The sequence below is a fragment of the Pseudomonas sp. 273 genome, from assembly GCF_029201425.1.
GTDB lineage: Bacteria > Pseudomonadota > Gammaproteobacteria > Pseudomonadales > Pseudomonadaceae > Pseudomonas > Pseudomonas delhiensis.
On sequence record NZ_CP116775.1, the window covers coordinates 3,248,426 to 3,264,340 of the forward strand.

At 71.1% G+C, this 15,915-nt stretch carries 8 protein-coding genes and 2 pseudogenes; 3 read left to right on the top strand and 7 right to left on the bottom strand.

Translation table 11 applies throughout. From position 1 onward, the window contains the following. Positions 1–84 precede the first annotated feature (84 nt). From PKO50_RS15250 to glgB, 3 genes and pseudogenes are all read left to right on the top strand, one after another. A complete protein-coding gene (locus PKO50_RS15250; protein ID WP_275630204.1) occupies positions 85–2,067 on the top strand; it encodes an alpha-1,4-glucan--maltose-1-phosphate maltosyltransferase in 1,983 nt (660 codons plus the stop codon). 9 nt (positions 2,068–2,076) lie between these two features. Continuing rightward, a pseudogene (gene treS, locus PKO50_RS15255) lies at positions 2,077–5,402 on the top strand (maltose alpha-D-glucosyltransferase). Then, the gene (gene glgB / locus PKO50_RS15260) at positions 5,399–7,591 is read left to right on the top strand and encodes a 1,4-alpha-glucan branching protein GlgB (RefSeq protein ID WP_275630205.1); all 2,193 of its coding nucleotides are present in this window, start codon (positions 5,399–5,401) and stop codon (positions 7,589–7,591) included. Before treS ends, glgB begins: the two are co-directional and overlap by 4 nt. Before the next feature lie 320 nt (positions 7,592–7,911). On the opposite strand, the pseudogene PKO50_RS15265 reads toward glgB, so the two are convergent. The 7 genes and pseudogenes from PKO50_RS15265 to glgX all read right to left on the bottom strand — a co-directional run bounded on the left by PKO50_RS15265 (position 7,912) and on the right by glgX (position 15,910). Next, positions 7,912–8,903: pseudogene (locus tag PKO50_RS15265) on the bottom strand (lysylphosphatidylglycerol synthase domain-containing protein). Next, complete coding sequence (gene clsB, locus PKO50_RS15270; RefSeq protein ID WP_275630206.1) at positions 8,900–10,108, bottom strand: cardiolipin synthase ClsB; 1,209 nt, start codon at positions 10,106–10,108, stop codon at positions 8,900–8,902. Before clsB ends, PKO50_RS15265 begins: the two are co-directional and overlap by 4 nt. Then, a complete protein-coding gene (locus tag PKO50_RS15275) occupies positions 10,105–10,884 on the bottom strand; it encodes an endonuclease/exonuclease/phosphatase family protein (RefSeq protein ID WP_109936042.1) in 780 nt (259 codons plus the stop codon). Before PKO50_RS15275 ends, clsB begins: the two co-directional genes overlap by 4 nt. Further along, positions 10,881–11,804 carry a DUF72 domain-containing protein gene (locus PKO50_RS15280; RefSeq protein WP_109936041.1) on the bottom strand — a complete coding sequence of 308 codons (924 nt, stop codon included), beginning with the start codon at positions 11,802–11,804 and terminating at the stop codon, positions 10,881–10,883. Before PKO50_RS15280 ends, PKO50_RS15275 begins: the two co-directional genes overlap by 4 nt. A gap of 4 nt (positions 11,805–11,808) precedes the next feature. Beyond that, complete coding sequence (locus PKO50_RS15285; RefSeq protein WP_275630207.1) at positions 11,809–13,029, bottom strand: zinc-dependent alcohol dehydrogenase; 1,221 nt, start codon at positions 13,027–13,029, stop codon at positions 11,809–11,811. A 59-nt stretch (positions 13,030–13,088) separates the two neighbouring features. Next, a complete protein-coding gene (locus PKO50_RS15290) occupies positions 13,089–13,502 on the bottom strand; it encodes a CBS domain-containing protein (protein ID WP_275630208.1) in 414 nt (137 codons plus the stop codon). Between the two features lie 269 nt (positions 13,503–13,771). Further along, positions 13,772–15,910 (bottom strand): glycogen debranching protein GlgX, encoded by a 2,139-nt coding sequence (gene glgX, locus PKO50_RS15295; protein WP_109936039.1) that lies wholly within the window; start codon positions 15,908–15,910, stop codon positions 13,772–13,774. Between the last annotated feature and the right edge of the window lie 5 nt (positions 15,911–15,915).

Genomic DNA, 15,915 nt, shown 5'->3' on the forward strand with positions numbered 1-15,915 from the left:
TGCCGGCTGGCCCAGCCTCGGAAAGCATGGGGCCGCAGGTTGCGGCCGACGATCATCGAATCGCTTGGCGAGGAGGGCGCAGCGATGAATTCGGACCTGCACGGGCGCGCCAGCGCCGCGGCCAAGGCGCCGCGCATCTCCATCGAGGGCATCGAGCCCCAGGTCGAGGGCGGGCGCTTCGCCGCCAAGGCCATCGCCGGGCAGCGTTGCCCGGTCAGCGCGCGCGTCTTCATGGACGGCCACGAGCAACTGAGCGCCGAGGTGACCTGGCGCCTGGCGCCGGACGAGGCCTGGCGCAGCCAGCCGCTGGCCTGGCAGGGCAACGACCTGTGGCAGGCCGAGCTGCTGCCGCCCCACGAGGGGCGCATCCAGTTCGTGATCCAGGCCTGGCTGGACCGCTACGCCAGCTTCCGCCACGACCTGGAGAAGAAGTACGCCGCCGGCCAGGCCATCGGCCTGGAGCTGAGCGAAGGCGAGCAGCTGCTGCGCGAGGCACGCCAGGCGGCCCAGGGCGAGCCGGCCGAGCAGCTCGACGCCCTGCTGGCGCGGCTCGCCGCCGAGCAGCCCCGCGACGGCCGCGTGGCCCTGCTGCTGGCCCCGGCCACCCTGGCGCTGATGCAGCAGGTGCAGCCGCGCCTGCAGCGGGTGCGCAGCCCGGTGCTGAGCCTGGAGGTGGAGCGGCCGCTGGCCGGCTTCGCCAGCTGGTACGAGCTGTTCCCCCGCTCCGAGGGGGCGCGGCCGGGCGTGCACGGGCGCTTCGAGGACGTGCGCCGGCGCCTGCCGGAAATCGCCGCCATGGGCTTCGACGTGCTCTATTTCCCGCCCATCCACCCCATCGGCCGCAGCCACCGCAAGGGCCCCAACAACAGCCTGCAGGCCGGCCCGGACGACCCCGGCAGCCCCTACGCCATCGGCAGCGGGGAGGGCGGCCACGAGGCGGTGCACCCGCAGCTGGGCAGCCTGGAGGACTTCCGCGCCCTGGTGGCCGATGCTCGCGCCCACGGCCTGGAGGTGGCCCTGGACTTCGCCATCCAGTGCTCGCCCGACCACCCCTGGCTGCGCCAGCACCCCGGCTGGTTCAGCTGGCGCGCCGACGGCAGCATCCGCCATGCCGAGAACCCGCCGAAGAAGTACGAGGACATCGTCAACGTCGACTTCTACGCCGCCGACGCCGTGCCCTCGCTGTGGCTGGCCCTGCTGGAGGTGGTGCTGGGCTGGGTGGCCCAGGGCGTGACCCTGTTCCGCGTCGACAACCCGCACACCAAGCCGCTGCCGTTCTGGGAATGGCTGATCGCCGAGGTGCGCCACCTGCACCCTGACGTCATCTTCCTGGCCGAGGCCTTCACCCGCCCGGCGATGATGGCGCGCCTGGGCAAGCTCGGCTTCAGCCAGAGCTACACCTACTTCACCTGGCGCAACACCAAGCAGGAGCTGCAGAGCTACTTCGAGGAACTCGGCCAGCCGCCCTGGCGCGACTGCTACCGGCCCAACTTCTTCGTCAACACCCCGGACATCAACCCCTTCTTCCTGCAGCGCAGCGGGCGCGCCGGCTTTCTCATCCGCGTCGTGCTGGCGGCCACCGGCTCTGGGCTGTGGGGCATGTACTCGGGCTTCGAGCTGTGCGAGGCGGCGGCCATCCCCGGCCGCGAGGAATACGCCGATTCCGAGAAGTACCAACTGCGCCAGCGCGACTACCGCGCGCCGGGCAACATCGTCGGCGAGATCACCCGGCTCAACCGCATCCGCCGGGAGAACCCGGCGCTGCACAGCCACCTCGGTTTCCAGGCCTACAACGCCTGGAACGACAACATCCTCTACTTCGGCAAGCGCACCGCGGACCTGGACAACTTCGTGCTGGTCGCCGTGTGCCTGGACCCGGACAACGCCCAGGAGGCCGACTTCGAGCTGCCGCTGTGGGAGTTCGGCCTGCCGGACGACGCCGCCATGGGCGGCGAGGACCTGATGAACGGCCACCAGTGGACCTGGTACGGCAAACGCCAACGGATGCGCATCGAGCCCTGGCACCTTCCCTTCGGCATCTGGCGCCTGCACCCGCAGCGCCGGTAGGAGTCGCCCATGGCCAGACGCCTGAGAAAGCCCCGTCCCTTCCTGCACGACCCGCTCTGGTACAAGGACGCGGTCATCTACCAACTGCACGTGAAGTCCTTCTTCGATGCCAACAACGACGGCATCGGCGACTTCCCCGGGCTGATCGAGAAGCTGGACTACATCGCCGACCTGGGGGTGAACACCCTCTGGTTGCTGCCGTTCTACCCCTCGCCGCGGCGCGACGACGGCTACGACATCGCCATGTACCGCGGCGTGCACCCCGACTACGGCACCCTGGCCGACGTGCGCCGCTTCATCGCCGCCGCCCACGCGCGCGGCCTGCGGGTGATCACCGAGCTCGTGATCAACCACACCTCCGACCAGCACCCCTGGTTCCAGCGTGCGCGGCGGGCGAAGAAGGGCTCGCGGGCGCGGGAGTGGTACGTCTGGTCCGACAGCGACGAGCGCTACGCCGGCACCCGGATCATCTTCGTCGACAGCGAGACCTCCAACTGGACCTGGGACCCGCAGGCCGGGCAGTACTACTGGCACCGCTTCTACTCGCACCAGCCGGACCTGAACTTCGACAACCCCCAGGTGCTGCGCGCCGTGCTCGGGGTGATGCGCTTCTGGCTCGACCTGGGCGTGGACGGCCTGCGCCTGGACGCCATTCCCTACCTGATCGAGCGCGAGGGCACCAGCAGCGAGAACCTGCCGCAGACCCACGCCGTGCTCAAGCGCATCCGCGCCGAGCTGGACGCCCATTACCCCGACCGCATGCTGCTGGCCGAGGCCAACCAGTGGCCGGAGGACACCCGGCCCTATTTCGGCGGCATGGACGACAGCGGTCCCGGCGACGAATGCCACATGGCCTTCCACTTCCCGCTGATGCCGCGCATGTACATGGCCATCGCCCAGGAAGACCGCTTCCCCATCAGCGACATCCTGCGCCAGACCCCGGCCATCCCCGACAACTGCCAGTGGGCCATCTTCCTGCGCAACCACGACGAGCTGACCCTGGAGATGGTCACCGACGACGAGCGCGACTACCTGTGGAACTACTACGCCGCCGACCGCCGCGCGCGCATCAACCTGGGCATCCGCCGGCGCCTGGCGCCGCTGGTGGAGCGCGACCGGCGGCGCATCGAGCTGCTCAACAGCCTGCTGCTGTCGATGCCCGGCACGCCCACGCTGTACTACGGCGACGAGATCGGCATGGGCGACAACATCTACCTGGGCGACCGCGACGGCGTGCGCACCCCCATGCAGTGGTCGGTGGACCGCAACGGCGGTTTCTCCCGCGCCGACCCGGCGAGCCTGGTGCTGCCGCCGATCCTCGACCCGCTGTACGGCTACCAGAGCGTCAACGTCGAGGCGCAACTGCGCGACCCGCATTCGCTGCTCAACTGGACGCGGCGCATGCTCGCCGTGCGCAGGCAGCAGAAGGCCTTCGGCCGCGGCAGCATGACCCTGCTGTCGCCGAGCAACAGGCGCATCCTCGCCTACCTGCGGCAGTACCGCGGCGAGGAGGGCGAGGACAGCCTGCTGTGCATCGCCAACCTGTCCGGCGCGGCCCAGGCGGTGGAGCTGGAACTGGCCGAGTTCGAAGGCCGCGTGCCGCTGGAAATGCTAGGCGGCGCCGCCTTCCCGCCGATCGGCCGCCTGACCTACCTGCTGACCCTGCCGCCCTACGGCTTCTACTGGTTTTACCTGGCCGACTCGCAGCGCATGCCCAACTGGCACCGCCAGCCCGAGGAGCGCCTGCCGGAGCTGCCCACCCTGGTGCTGGGCCAGCGCCTGGAGGAACTCATGGGCGGCACGCCGCGCGAGCTGCTGGAGAAGGATTCGCTGCCGCGCTACCTGCCGCGCCGGCGCTGGTTCCCCATGCCCGGGCGCTGCCCGGCAGCGTGCGCCTGCTCTACGCGCTGCCGCTGGAGGAGGGCGACGCCGCGCCGTTGCTGGTGGAGCTGGAATACCGCGACGGCGAGCTGTGCGAGCACTACCAGCTGCCCCTGGCCGCGGCGCCGGAAAAGAGCAGCAGCGGCTATGACCTGCCGCAGCAGCTGGCCATGGCCCGCCTGCGCCGTGGCCGCCGCGTCGGCATGCTGACCGACGCCCTGAGCCTGCCGCGCTTCAGCCGCGCCGTGCTGCAGCTGCTGCGCCAGGGCGCCATCCTGGCCGGCCCGGGCGGCGAGGTGCAGTTCGTGCCGCAGCCCGGCCTGGCCGGGCTGGAGCTGGCCGAGGACGCCCCGGTGCGGGTGCTCGCCGCGGACCAGTCGAACACCTCGGCGCTGCTCGGCGACGGCCTCCTGCTCAAGGTGCTGCGGCGCGTCTCGCCCGGCCTGCACCCGGAGGCGGAACTGGGCGCCTACCTGAGCCGCCACGGCTTCGCCAACGTCGCGCCGTTGCTGGGCGAAGTGCGCCGGGTGGACGAGCAGGGCCAGGCGCACACCCTGATGCTGCTGCAGGGCTACCTGAGCAACCAGGGCGACGCCTGGACCTGGACGCAGAACAACCTGGAGCGGGCCATCCGCGAGGCCCTGGCCGCCGGCGCCGCGCAGCCCCCGGAGTTCGATGCCCTGGACGAGCTGCGCGGCTTCGCCGCCACCCTCGGCCGGCGCCTGGGCGAGATGCACCAGGTGCTCACCGAGGGCGTGGACGAGCCGGACTTCGCCCCGCGGCGCAGCGGCTCGGCCGATAGCCGTGCCTGGCAGGAGGGCGTCGGCGCCCAGGTCGGCCAGGCCCTGCAGGCGCTGGAAGACGCCCCGGGCCTGGACGAGCGCGGCCGCGCCCAGGCCGCCCGCCTGCTGGAGCTGCGCGACGAGCTGCTGCTGGCGGTGGGCAACCTGGCGCGGCTGGCCGAGGGCGGGCTGATGATCCGCGTGCACGGCGACCTGCACCTGGGCCAGGTGCTGGTGGTGCAGGAGGACGCCTACCTGATCGATTTCGAGGGCGAGCCCAACCGCTCGCTGGAGCAACGCCGGGCCCTGAACAGCCCGATGAAGGACGTGGCCGGGGTGCTGCGTTCCTTCGACTACGCCGCCGCCATGGCCGAACGCAACCTGCAGAGCGCCGACGTCTCGGAGGAGGCGGTGCAGGTGCGCCGCGCCATCGCCCAGCGCTACCGCACCCAGGCCCGCGACGCCTTCCTCGATGCCTACCGCCTGGCGGCTGCCGGGCTGCCCCATGAATGGCACGGGCGCGAGGGGGAGGGCGCGGCCATGGCGCTGTTCAGCCTGGAGAAGGCGGCCTACGAAGTGGTCTACGAGGGCGGCCACCGGCCCGACTGGGTCGGGGTGCCGCTGCTGGGAATGCTGGAGCTCGCGCTCCACCTGCTGGGAGGAAGGACATGACACAGGCGTTGCACGACGACGAACGCAACCACCTGGAACGGCTGCAGCGGGCCGAGCACGGCGACCCCTTCGCCTTCCTCGGCGCGCACCCGGAGGGCGACGGCTGGCGCGTGCGGGCCTGGCTGCCGGGAGCCTTCGCCTGCGAGCTGCTGGGCCGCGAGGGCGAGTTCCTCGCGGCCATGGAGCAGCAGGACGCCAGCGGGCTATTCAGCGCCCACCTGGATGCGCGCCAGGCCTACCTGCTGCGCATCCACTGGCCCGAGGGCGAGCAGATCACCGAGGACTCGTACGCCTTCGGCCCGCTGCTGGGCGACACCGACCTCTACCTGTTTGCCGAGGGCAACCACCGCCACCTCGGCCAGTGCTTCGGCGCCCAGGCCATGACCCTGGACGGCGTGGCCGGGGTGCGCTTCGCGGTGTGGGCGCCCAACGCCCGGCGCGTGTCGGTGGTGGGCGACTTCAACGCCTGGGACGGGCGCCGCCACGCCATGCGCCTGCGCTACCCCAGCGGCGTCTGGGAACTGTTCGTGCCGCGCCTGCAGCCCGGCGAGGTCTACAAGTATGAAATCCTCGGCCCCGGCGGCCTGCTGCCGCTGAAGGCCGACCCGCTGGCGCTGGCCACCGAGCGGCCGCCGGCCACCGGCTCGCGGGTGGCCGAGCCCACCCCGCGGCAATGGCGGGACGAGCGCTGGATGCGCGAGCGCCACGGCCGCCAGGGGCCGCAAAGCCCGCTGGCGATCTACGAGCTGCACGCCGGTTCCTGGCAGACCCTGGACGGCCGGCCGCCGAGCTGGGACGAGCTGGCCGAGCGGCTGATCCCCTACCTGCAGGACATGGGCTTCACCCACGTCGAGCTGATGCCGGTCATGGAGCACCCCTTCGGCGGCTCCTGGGGCTACCAGCCGCTGTCGCTGTTCGCGCCCACCGCGCGCTATGGCAGCCCGGCGCAGTTCGCCGCCTTCGTCGAGCGCTGCCACTTGGCCGGCATCGGCGTTATCCTCGACTGGGTGCCGGCGCATTTCCCCACCGACGAGCACGGCCTGGGGCAGTTCGACGGCACCGCGCTGTACGAGTACGCGCACCCCTTCGAGGGCTTCCACCCGGACTGGGACACCTACATCTACAACCTCGGCCGCACCGAGGTGCACGGCTTCCTGCTGGCCTCGGCGCTGCACTGGCTGCGCGAGTACCACGTCGACGGCCTGCGCGTCGACGCCGTGGCCTCGATGCTCTACCGCGACTACTCGCGCAAGGAAGGCGAGTGGATCCCCAACCGCCACGGCGGGCGCGAGAACCTGGAGGCCATCGAGTTCCTCCGCCACCTCAACGAAGTGGTGGCCGCCGAGGTGCCCGACGCCCTGGTGATCGCCGAGGAATCCACCGCCTGGCCCGGCGTCAGCCGGCCGGTGGCCGAGGGCGGGCTGGGCTTCTCGCACAAGTGGAACATGGGCTGGATGCACGACACCCTGGCCTACATCCGCGAGGACCCGCTGTACCGCGGCTACCACCACCACCGCCTGACCTTCGGCCTGCTGTACGCCTTCACCGAGCGCTTCATCCTGCCCATCTCCCACGACGAGGTGGTGCACGGCAAGGGCTCGCTGCTGGCCAAGATGCCCGGCGACCGCTGGCGCCAGTTCGCCAACCTGCGCCTGTACCTGAGCCTGATGTGGACGCACCCGGGGCGCAAGCTGCTGTTCATGGGTTGCGAGTTCGGCCAGTGGCGCGAATGGGACCACGACGACCAGCTGGACTGGTACCTGCTGCGCTACGCCGAGCACCTGGGGGTGCAGGCGCTGGTGCGCGACCTCAACGGCCTGTACCGCGGGCTGCCGGCGCTGCACCAGCTGGACGACGGCCCCGAGGGCTTCCACTGGCTGATCGGCGACGACCAGCGCAACAGCGTCTACGCTTGGCTGCGCCTGGACCGCGAGCGTTCGCCGCTGCTGGTGGTGCACAACTTCACCCCCCAGCCGCGCGAGGGCTACCGGGTGGGGGTGCCGCTGCAGGGCGCCTGGCGCGTGCGCCTGAACTCCGACGGCGCCGCCTACGCCGGCTCCGACGCCGGCAGCCGCGAGCGCTGCGAGACGCTCCCGGAACCCTCCCATGGCCAGCCGTATTCGCTGCTGCTGGACCTGCCGCCGCTGGGCAGCCTGATCCTGGAACCGGCTCCCGATGCGGGGCTGTAGCCACGGGAGCGCGGGCCAACGGCGGATAACCGCGAACGGTTATTCGTCCTACAGGCCAGGGAGGCATGGATTCATCTGCGATTTCGCAACGGGGCTCGGCCTATCGCGGACGGAGTCCGCTCCTACGATTCCAGGAAGCATGGATGTAGGAGCGTGCCCTGCCCGCGATTCGCGCGCAGGGCACGCTCCTACAGGGGAATGGCATGGCTCGGGCGTAGGAGCGGACTCCGTCCGCGATTGGACTCGCCGGCCATGCCGGACGCCCCGGTGGCACGGATGACGGCGGATAACCATAACCGGTCCGAAGCACGACCCCCATCCTACGGCGCATTCTCCGCCGCCCGCGCCAGGCGTCGCTGGCGGCGGCGCAGGCGGCGGGCCCGGCGTTCCAGCCAGAGGTAGACCAGGCAGGCGAGAAACAGCGGCACCAGGAAGTACAGCACCCGGTAGCCGATCAGCGCCGCCAGCAGGGGGCCGCGGCCCAGGTGGTCGTGGAGGATGGCGATGAACACCGCCTCCAGCACCCCCAGCCCGGCGGGCACGTGCAGCACCACCCCGGCGATGCTGCTGATCAGCAGGGTCGCCAGCACTTCCGTGTAGCTGGCCCTGTCCGGCAGCAGCACGCTCACCAGCAGCGCCATCAGCGACCAGTTGGCCGCCCCATGGCGCCCTGCAGCAGCGCCAGGCGCCAGCTCGGCAGGGCCAGGCTGTACTGCCGCCAGCCCCAGGCGCGGCGCCGGGCGAAGCGGCAGGCCAGGGGGTAGGCCACGCCCAGGGCCAGCAGCAGAGCGCCGATCAGCCGCAGGCCGTTGCGGCCCACCGACCAGTCGTCCGGCAGGTCGGGGTAGCCGGTGACGAACAGCGCGCCGGCCAGCAGCAGGTAGCCGTACCAGTTGGTCACCAGGCTGAAGCTGAGGATGCGGGTGATGTCCGCCGCGCTCATGCCCAGGCGGCCGTACAGGCGGTAGCGCAGGGCCACGCCGCCGACCCAGGAGCTGAGGTTGAGGTTGAAGGCGTTGCACACGAAGGCCACGGTGAACACCCGCCGCACCGGCAGCGGGTGGCCGATGTAGTAGCGGCTGAGCACGTCGAAGCTGCTGAACACCGCGTAGCTGGCCAGGCTGATGGCCAGCCCCAGGAGCAGGGTGGTGGCGCGGTACTCGCGCAGCAGGTGGAACACCTCCTGCCAGTCGGTGGCGCGGATCAGCAGGAACAGCAGCACCGGCAGCAGCACCAGCAGGGCGATGGAGAACCCGCGCCGGGCCAGCTTCCAGGCCTGCTTGTGCCGCTCCCGCGGCGCGGCGGCGTTCATGGCCGCACCCGCGGGGCGTCCGCCGCCGGCTCGCCGTCCAGCCCCCGTGGCGAGCGCAGCTTCTGCCGGTGCGCCGGCAACTGCCCGGCGATGGCCGGGAAATGGCGCAGGAAGTGGAAGCTCAGGAACACCAGGGGCGCGCGCCACCAGTAGCCGCGGCGCGCCACCTTGCGGCTGATGCGCCGGCAGTTGTCGCGGGCCAGGGCGTCCAGGTGCGCTTCCAGCGCCTGGGCGAAACCTGCGTCGTCGATCATCAGGTTGCCCTCCAGGTTCAGCGACAGGCTCAGCGGGTCCAGGTTGCTCGAACCCACCGTGGCCCAGCGGCCGTCGGCCACCGCCACCTTGCCGTGCAGCGGGCGGTCGCAGTACTCGTAGATCCGTACGCCATCGCGCAGCAGGGTGTCGTAGAGCAGCTTGCTGCACAGGCGCACCAGCGGCATGTCCGGCAGGCCCTGGAGGATCAGGCGCACCTCCACTCCGCGCTGCGCGGCCTGGCGCAGCGCCCGCAGCAGGCGGTAGCCGGGGAAGAAATAGGCATTGGCGATGGTCAGCCGCCGGCGCGCGCGCTGGATCGCCGCCAGGTAGTGCCGCTCGATGGCCGTGCTGCGCGGGCCGTTGTCGCGCAGCACCAGGCAGGCGCGGGTCTCGCCGGCCAGGCTCGGCAGGCCGGGCGGCAGCCGCTCGGGGGTGCTGCCGTACTCCTCCAGCAGGGCCAGGCTGGCCTGGCGGATATCCTGGGCCACCGGGCCCTGCACCAGCACCGCGTAGTCCTGCTTGGCCATGGTGCCGAAGTCGGCCAGGTGGTCGGCGCTGAAGTTGATGCCGCCGACGAAGGCGGTGCTGCCGTCCACCACCAGCAGCTTGCGGTGCAGGCGGCGGAACAGGTTGGTGCGCAGGCCCAGCAGCCGCGGGCGCGGGTCGAACAGGTGCAGGCGCACCCCGGCCTCCAGCAGGCTGCCGATGTAGTCCGTGCCCAGGTCGGCGGTGCCGTAGCCGTCGACGATCAGCTCGACCCGCACGCCGCGCCGGGCCGCCGCCAGCAGTGCCTTGCGCAAGGCCAGGCCGACCTTGTCCTCGTAGATGATGAAGGTCTCCAGCAGCACCTCGCGGCGGGCCCTGGCGATGGCCTCGAACACCCGCGGGTAGAAGGCCTCGCCGTTGACCAGCAGTTCGACACGGTTGCCCGCGTGCCAGCGCTCGTTCATGGGCTCACCTCGGCGAGCAGGGGAAGATGGTCGGACAGGTGCGGCCAGGGCCGGCCGCCCAGCACCTGGCTGGCGTGCACCCGCAGGTTGCGCAGGTAGATGCGGTCCAGGCGCAGCAGCGGCCAGCGCGCCGGGAAGCTGCGCGGGGCGCCCGCCTTGTGGGCGAAGGCCGGCGCCAGGCCGCAGCCGGCGAGCAGGGCGCCGGCCTGGCAGCGCCAGTCGTTGAAGTCGCCGGCGACGATCAGCGGCGCCTGGGCGGGGAGGCTTTCCACCAGGCGGCAGAGCAGCGCCAGTTGCTGCCGCCGCTGCGCCTCGCGCAGCCCCAGGTGCACGCACACGGCATGCAGCGGGGCGCTGCCGGGCAGGTCGATGCAGGCGTGCAGCAGGCCGCGCTGCTCGTTGCCGGCGATGGAGATGTCGTGGTTGTCGTGGCTGAGGATCGGGTAGCGCGAGAGCAGGGCGTTGCCGTGGTGGCCCTCGGGGTAGACGGCGTTGCGGCCGTAGGCGAAGGCCGGCCACATGCTGTCGGCGAGGAACTCGTAGTGCGGCGTGGCCGGCCAGCCGGGGTGGCGCCCGGCGTGCAGCTGGTGCTCGCCGTGCACTTCCTGGAGGAACACCAGGTCCGCCGCGGTGGCGCGCACCGCCTCGCGCAGCTCGTGGAGGATGAAGCGGCGGTTGAAGGCGTTGAAGCCCTTGTGGGTGTTCACCGTCAGTACCCGCAGCGAAAGGCCGCTGGCCATCGCCTGGCCGGCGCCGGTGCGGGCCGGCTGGTTCATGCCCAGCCCTCCACCGCGGCGCCCGGCACCTGCTGCTGCGGCAGGTGGACGTCGAGCAGCTGCATCAGGCGGAAGGCATCGAAGGGCGCGCGCACCTTGATGTCGTTGTCGAAGTAGCAGTACAGCTCGCGGTGCCGGCGGTCGCCGCGCCTGTCCGCGTCGATCAGCTCGGCATCCGCGGGCTGCAGGCCGTTGCGCCACAGGCGGATGCGCTCGCACCAGCGGCGCAGGGCCTTCTCGCCGTAGCCGCTGGCATAGAGTTCCTCGGCGCCGTGCAGGCGCAGGTAGGTGAAGTCCGGGGCGGTGAGGTCCTCGGCGTAGGGCCACTTCGACGGCGCGTCGGCCATTACCAGGGCCACGCCGTGCCGGCGCAGCTGGTCGGTGAAGCCGGGGGTGCAGAAGCTCTTGTGGCGCACCTCCAGGGCATGGCGCAAAGGGAAGCGCCTGCCCGGCGGGCGCTGCCCGTGGCGCAGGCGCTCGTCCGCGGAGCCCGCCAGTTCGGCCGCCGCATGGCTGTCGCGTGGCAGCAGGGCGAGGAACTCCTCCAGCAGTTCGCCGCTGTAGGCCAGGCTGGGCGGCAGCTGCCAGAGGAAGGCGCCGAGCTTCTCGTCCAGCTCCAGGGGGCCGGAGGCGAAGAAGTTGGCCAGGCCCTGTTCCGGCTCGCGCAGGCGCCGCAGGTGGGTGACGAAGCGCGGGCCCTTGACGCTGAAGCGGAAGCCCTCGGGGGTCTGCGCCTTCCATTGACGGTAGCGCTCGGGCGTCTGCAGGCCGTAGAAGGAACCGTTCAGCTCGATGCTGGCGAAGGCATGGGAGGCATAGCGCAGCTCCTCGCGCTGGGGCAGGCCCTTGGGGTAGAACTCGCCGCGCCAGGGGGCGTAGCGCCAGCCGGAAATGCCGATGTGCAGGCCGTCCGTTCCCATGGCGTCACTCCGTGGCGGGCGGCGCCGGCTGGCGGACGCGTTCCTCGTCGCCCGCGGCGGCGTGCCGGCGCTGCGGTTGCAGTTCCACCTTCACCCAGCCGGTCTGGCGCTGGTCGAACGCCTCGAAGGCGGCGATGGCGTCGCTGATGGGCTTGACCTGGGTGAGCACCTTGGCCGGGTCGATGCGCCCGCTCAGCACCAGTTCGATCAGCCGCGGGATGTACTTGCGGTGGTGGCAGTTGCCCATCTTCAGCGTCAGGTTGCGGTTCATCGCGATGCCGATGGGGAAGGTCCGCGAGTCCGGCCCGTACACGCCGATGATGCCGAGGGTGCCGGCCTTGGCCAGGCCGGCCACCGCCCAGTCGAGCACCTGGGCCGGCGCGTTGCCCGGCGTCCAGGGCGACTCGTGGCCTTCACTGGGCGCCGGGGTGACCTCGCCGTGGCTGCGCTCGGCATCCACCCCGACGGCGTCGATGGCGCGGTCCACGCCGATGCCGTCGGTAAGCCAGAGCAGCGCCTGCAGCGGGTCCTCGCGCTCGAAGTCGATCACCTCCGCGCCCTGCTGGCGGGCCATGTGCAGGCGGTCGGGGTGGCGGTCGATGGCGAACACCCGCGAGGCGCCCTTCAGCAGCGCGCTGGCGACGGCGAACTGGCCCACCGGGCCGCAACCGAACACCGCCACCGTGTCGCCGCTGCCCACCTCGGCCAGCTCGGCGCCGAACCAGCCGGTGGGGAAGATGTCGGACAGCAGGATCGCCTGGTCGTCGCTGATCTGCGAGGGCAGGCGGATGAGCCCGATGTTGGCGTAGGGGATGCGCGCCTTCTCGGCCTGCAGCCCGTGGAACGCGCCGTTGGCCTCGGGCCCGCCGAAGAAGGCGGTGCCGGCGCGCTGGCCGCCGGGGTTGGCGACGTCGCACTGGGCGTAGTAGCCGGCGCGGCAGTACACGCAGTTGCCGCAGGCGATGGTGGAGGGGACCACCACCCGGTCGCCCACCTGCAGGTTGCGCACCTCGTCGCCCAGTTCCTCGACTATGCCCACGCCTTCGTGGCCGAGGATGGTGCCGGGCTTCATGCCGCCCACGCTGCCGCGCACGAAGTGCAGGTCGGTGCCGCAGATCGCCGAGGCGGTGAGGCGCACGATGGCGTCGTTGGGCTGGCGCAGCGTCGGCTCCGGGACCTCGTCCAGGCGGATGTCGCCGACGTCGTGGAATACCACAGCTTTCATGTCGTTCTCCCGCTGTGCGGCCGGCCACGGCCCGGGCGGCGCCGTGGCCAGGGGGCTGGTCAGTGGGCCTGGGCCACGCCGCGCAGCACGGTGTCGCTGGCCTGGGCGTCGCGGCAGGCGGCGATGTTGCCGAGGGAGACCACGCCCACCAGGCGCTTCTCGCGGGTCAGCACCGGCAGCCGGCGCATCTTCACCTGCGCCATGTTGCGGGCCACGTGCTGCACTTCTTCGTCCTCGAAGCAGTAGTGGATGTCGCCGCTCATCACCCGCGACACCGGGGTATCCACCCCCAGCCCGGCGGCCACCGCGCGGACGACGATGTCGCGGTCGGTGACCATGCCCACCAGGCGGTCGCCGTCGTTGACCAGCAAGGCGCCACTGTCGATCCGTGCCATGGCCGCGGCGGCCTCTTGCAGCGAGGTGTCGGGGGCGGTGGTCTGGACGTTGCGCGTCATGACTTCGCTGATTTTCATGCTGTCCTCCATAGCGGTTGCGGTTGGGGACGCCTTCGCGGGCGCCTATAGCTTCCGACTGGGCGCCGGGGGCACCGTTCAGGCGGATTTCATCCGATTGTCCGGGGGAGGGTGTGCTGGCGCCGAACGCGGATAACACAGCGTCAGCCGGCAGGTTCGTAGGGCGAATAACCGTTCGCGGTTATCCGCCGTCGTTCCATGCACCCGGGCCCGACGCAAACGGCGGATAACGCCGTAGGCGTTATGCGCCCTACGGGAAACCACGCCCGTCACCCATCCCCCTCCTTGCGCAACACGAACAACGCCAGCGCCCGCGGGCCCAGTTCGAAGGCGGCGTCGAAGCCGTGCACCAGGCCGTCGTCCAGGGCCGGCGGCTCGGCCATGGTGTCCAGCAGGCATTGCCAGTCGCGGCCCTGGGCCACGCCGGGGAGCTGGAACTGCAGCGGCTCGTGGTGAGCATTGAGCAACAGCAGCAGGGTGGCGTCGGCGCCGCTGCGGCGGATGCCGGTGGGTTGCGCGCGGCCGTCCAGGAGCATTCCCAGGCAGCGGGCCTGGGGCGTTTCCCAGTCTTCCTGGGTCATCTCGCGGCCGTCGGGGGCCAGCCAGGTCACGTCCTTCACCCCCAGCTCGGCGTTGTACTCGCCGACCAGGAAGCGCCCGCGGCGCAGGATCGGGTAGCGCCGCCGCAGGCGGATCAGGTAGCGGGTGAAGGCCTGCAGCTGGCGGCCCTCGTCGTCGAGGTTCCAGTCGATCCAGCCCAGTTCGTTGTCCTGGCAGTAGACGTTGTTGTTGCCCTGCTGGGTGCGGCTGAACTCGTCGCCGGCCAGCAGCATGGGGGTGCCCTGGGCCAGCAGCAGGGTGGCCATCAGGTTGCACATCTGCCGCAGGCGCAGCTGGCGGATCGCCGGGTCGCCCGTGGGGCCTTCCTCGCCGTGGTTCCAGGAGCGGTTGTCGTCGTGGCCGTCGCGGTTGTCCTCGCCGTTGGCCTCGTTGTGCTTGTGGTCGTAGGACACCACGTCGCGCAGGGTGAAGCCGTCGTGGGCGGTGATGAAGTTGACCGAGGCGTAGGGCCGGCGGCCGCGATGGTTGTACAGGTCGCCGGAGGCGGTGAGGCGCCGCGCCAGGTCCGGCAGCTGGCCCTCGTCGCCGCGCCAGTAGCTGCGCAGGGTGTCGCGGAAGCGGTCGTTCCATTCCACCCAGCCGGGCGGGAAGCGGCCCACCTGGTAGCCGCCGGGGCCGCAGTCCCAGGGTTCGGCGATCAGCTTGCGGTGGCTGAGCAGCGGGTCCTGGCGGCAGGCCACCAGGAAGCTGTGGCGCTCGTCGAAGCCTTCGGCGTAGCGGCCGAGGATGGAGGCGAGGTCGAAGCGGAAGCCGTCCACGCGCATCTCGGTGGCCCAGTAGCGCAGCGAGTCGGTGACCATCTGCAGCACGCAGGGGTGGCTGAGGTCCAGGGTGTTGCCGGTGCCGGAGTCGTTCACGTAGTAGCGCCGGTCGTCGGCCTGCAGGCGGTAGTAGGAGACGTTGTCGATGCCGCGCATGCTCAGCGTCGGGCCCAGCTCGTTGCCCTCGGCGGTGTGGTTGTAGACCACGTCGAGGATCAGCTCGATGCCGGCGTCGTGCAGGTGCGCCACCATTTCCTTGAACTCGTTGACCTGGCCGCTGGCCAGGTAGCGGGCGTGGGGGGCGAAGAAGGCGATGCTGTTGTAGCCCCAGTAGTTGCTCATGCCCTTTTCCAGCAGGTGCTTGTCGTCGACGAAGCCGTGCACCGGCAGCAGCTCCAGGCTGGTGATGCCCAGGTGGCGCAGGTGCTTGATCAGCTCGGCGTTCATCAACCCCGCGCAGGTGCCGCGCAGGCGCTCGGGCACCGTCGGGTGGCGCATGCTGATGCCGCGCAGGTGCGCCTCGTAGAGCAGCGTCTCGTCCCAGGGGATGCGGGTGAACTGCTGCTCGCCCCAGGTGAAGGCCGGGTCGATGACCTTGCACCTGGGCACGAAAGGCGCGCTGTCGCGCGTGTCGAAGCTCAGGTCCGCGTCGGGCGAGCCGATGGTGTAGCCGAACAGCGCCTCGGACCAGCGCAGCTGGCCCACCAGCTGGCGGGCGTAGGGGTCGATCAGCAGCTTGTTGGGGTTGAAGCGGTGCCCGGCGTCCGGCTCGAAGGGGCCGTGCACGCGGTAGCCGTAGATCTGCCCGGGGTGGGCGTCGGGCAGGTAGCCGTGCCAGATCTCGTCGCTGTATTCGGGCAGCTCGATGCGTTCCAGCTCGCGCTTGCCGCTGGCGTCGAACAGGCATAGTTCGACGCGGGTGGCGTGGGCCGAGAACAGCGCGAAGTTGACGCCCAGGCCGTCCCAGGTGGCACCCAGGGGGAAGGGGCGGCCTTCGGTGACTCGCGAGTGCGAGCGTTTGCTCATGAGGG

Coding starts and splice junctions, on each gene's coding strand:
- PKO50_RS15250 (WP_275630204.1), top strand. CDS start 85: ATGAATTCGGACCTGCACGGGCGCGCCAGCGCCGCGGCCAAGGCGCCG.
- PKO50_RS15285 (WP_275630207.1), bottom strand. CDS start 13,029: ATGAAAGCTGTGGTATTCCACGACGTCGGCGACATCCGCCTGGACGAG.
- glgB (WP_275630205.1), top strand. CDS start 5,399: ATGACACAGGCGTTGCACGACGACGAACGCAACCACCTGGAACGGCTG.
- glgX (WP_109936039.1), bottom strand. CDS start 15,910: ATGAGCAAACGCTCGCACTCGCGAGTCACCGAAGGCCGCCCCTTCCCC.
- PKO50_RS15290 (WP_275630208.1), bottom strand. CDS start 13,502: ATGAAAATCAGCGAAGTCATGACGCGCAACGTCCAGACCACCGCCCCC.
- clsB (WP_275630206.1), bottom strand. CDS start 10,108: ATGAACGAGCGCTGGCACGCGGGCAACCGTGTCGAACTGCTGGTCAAC.
- PKO50_RS15280 (WP_109936041.1), bottom strand. CDS start 11,804: ATGGGAACGGACGGCCTGCACATCGGCATTTCCGGCTGGCGCTACGCC.
- PKO50_RS15275 (WP_109936042.1), bottom strand. CDS start 10,884: ATGAACCAGCCGGCCCGCACCGGCGCCGGCCAGGCGATGGCCAGCGGC.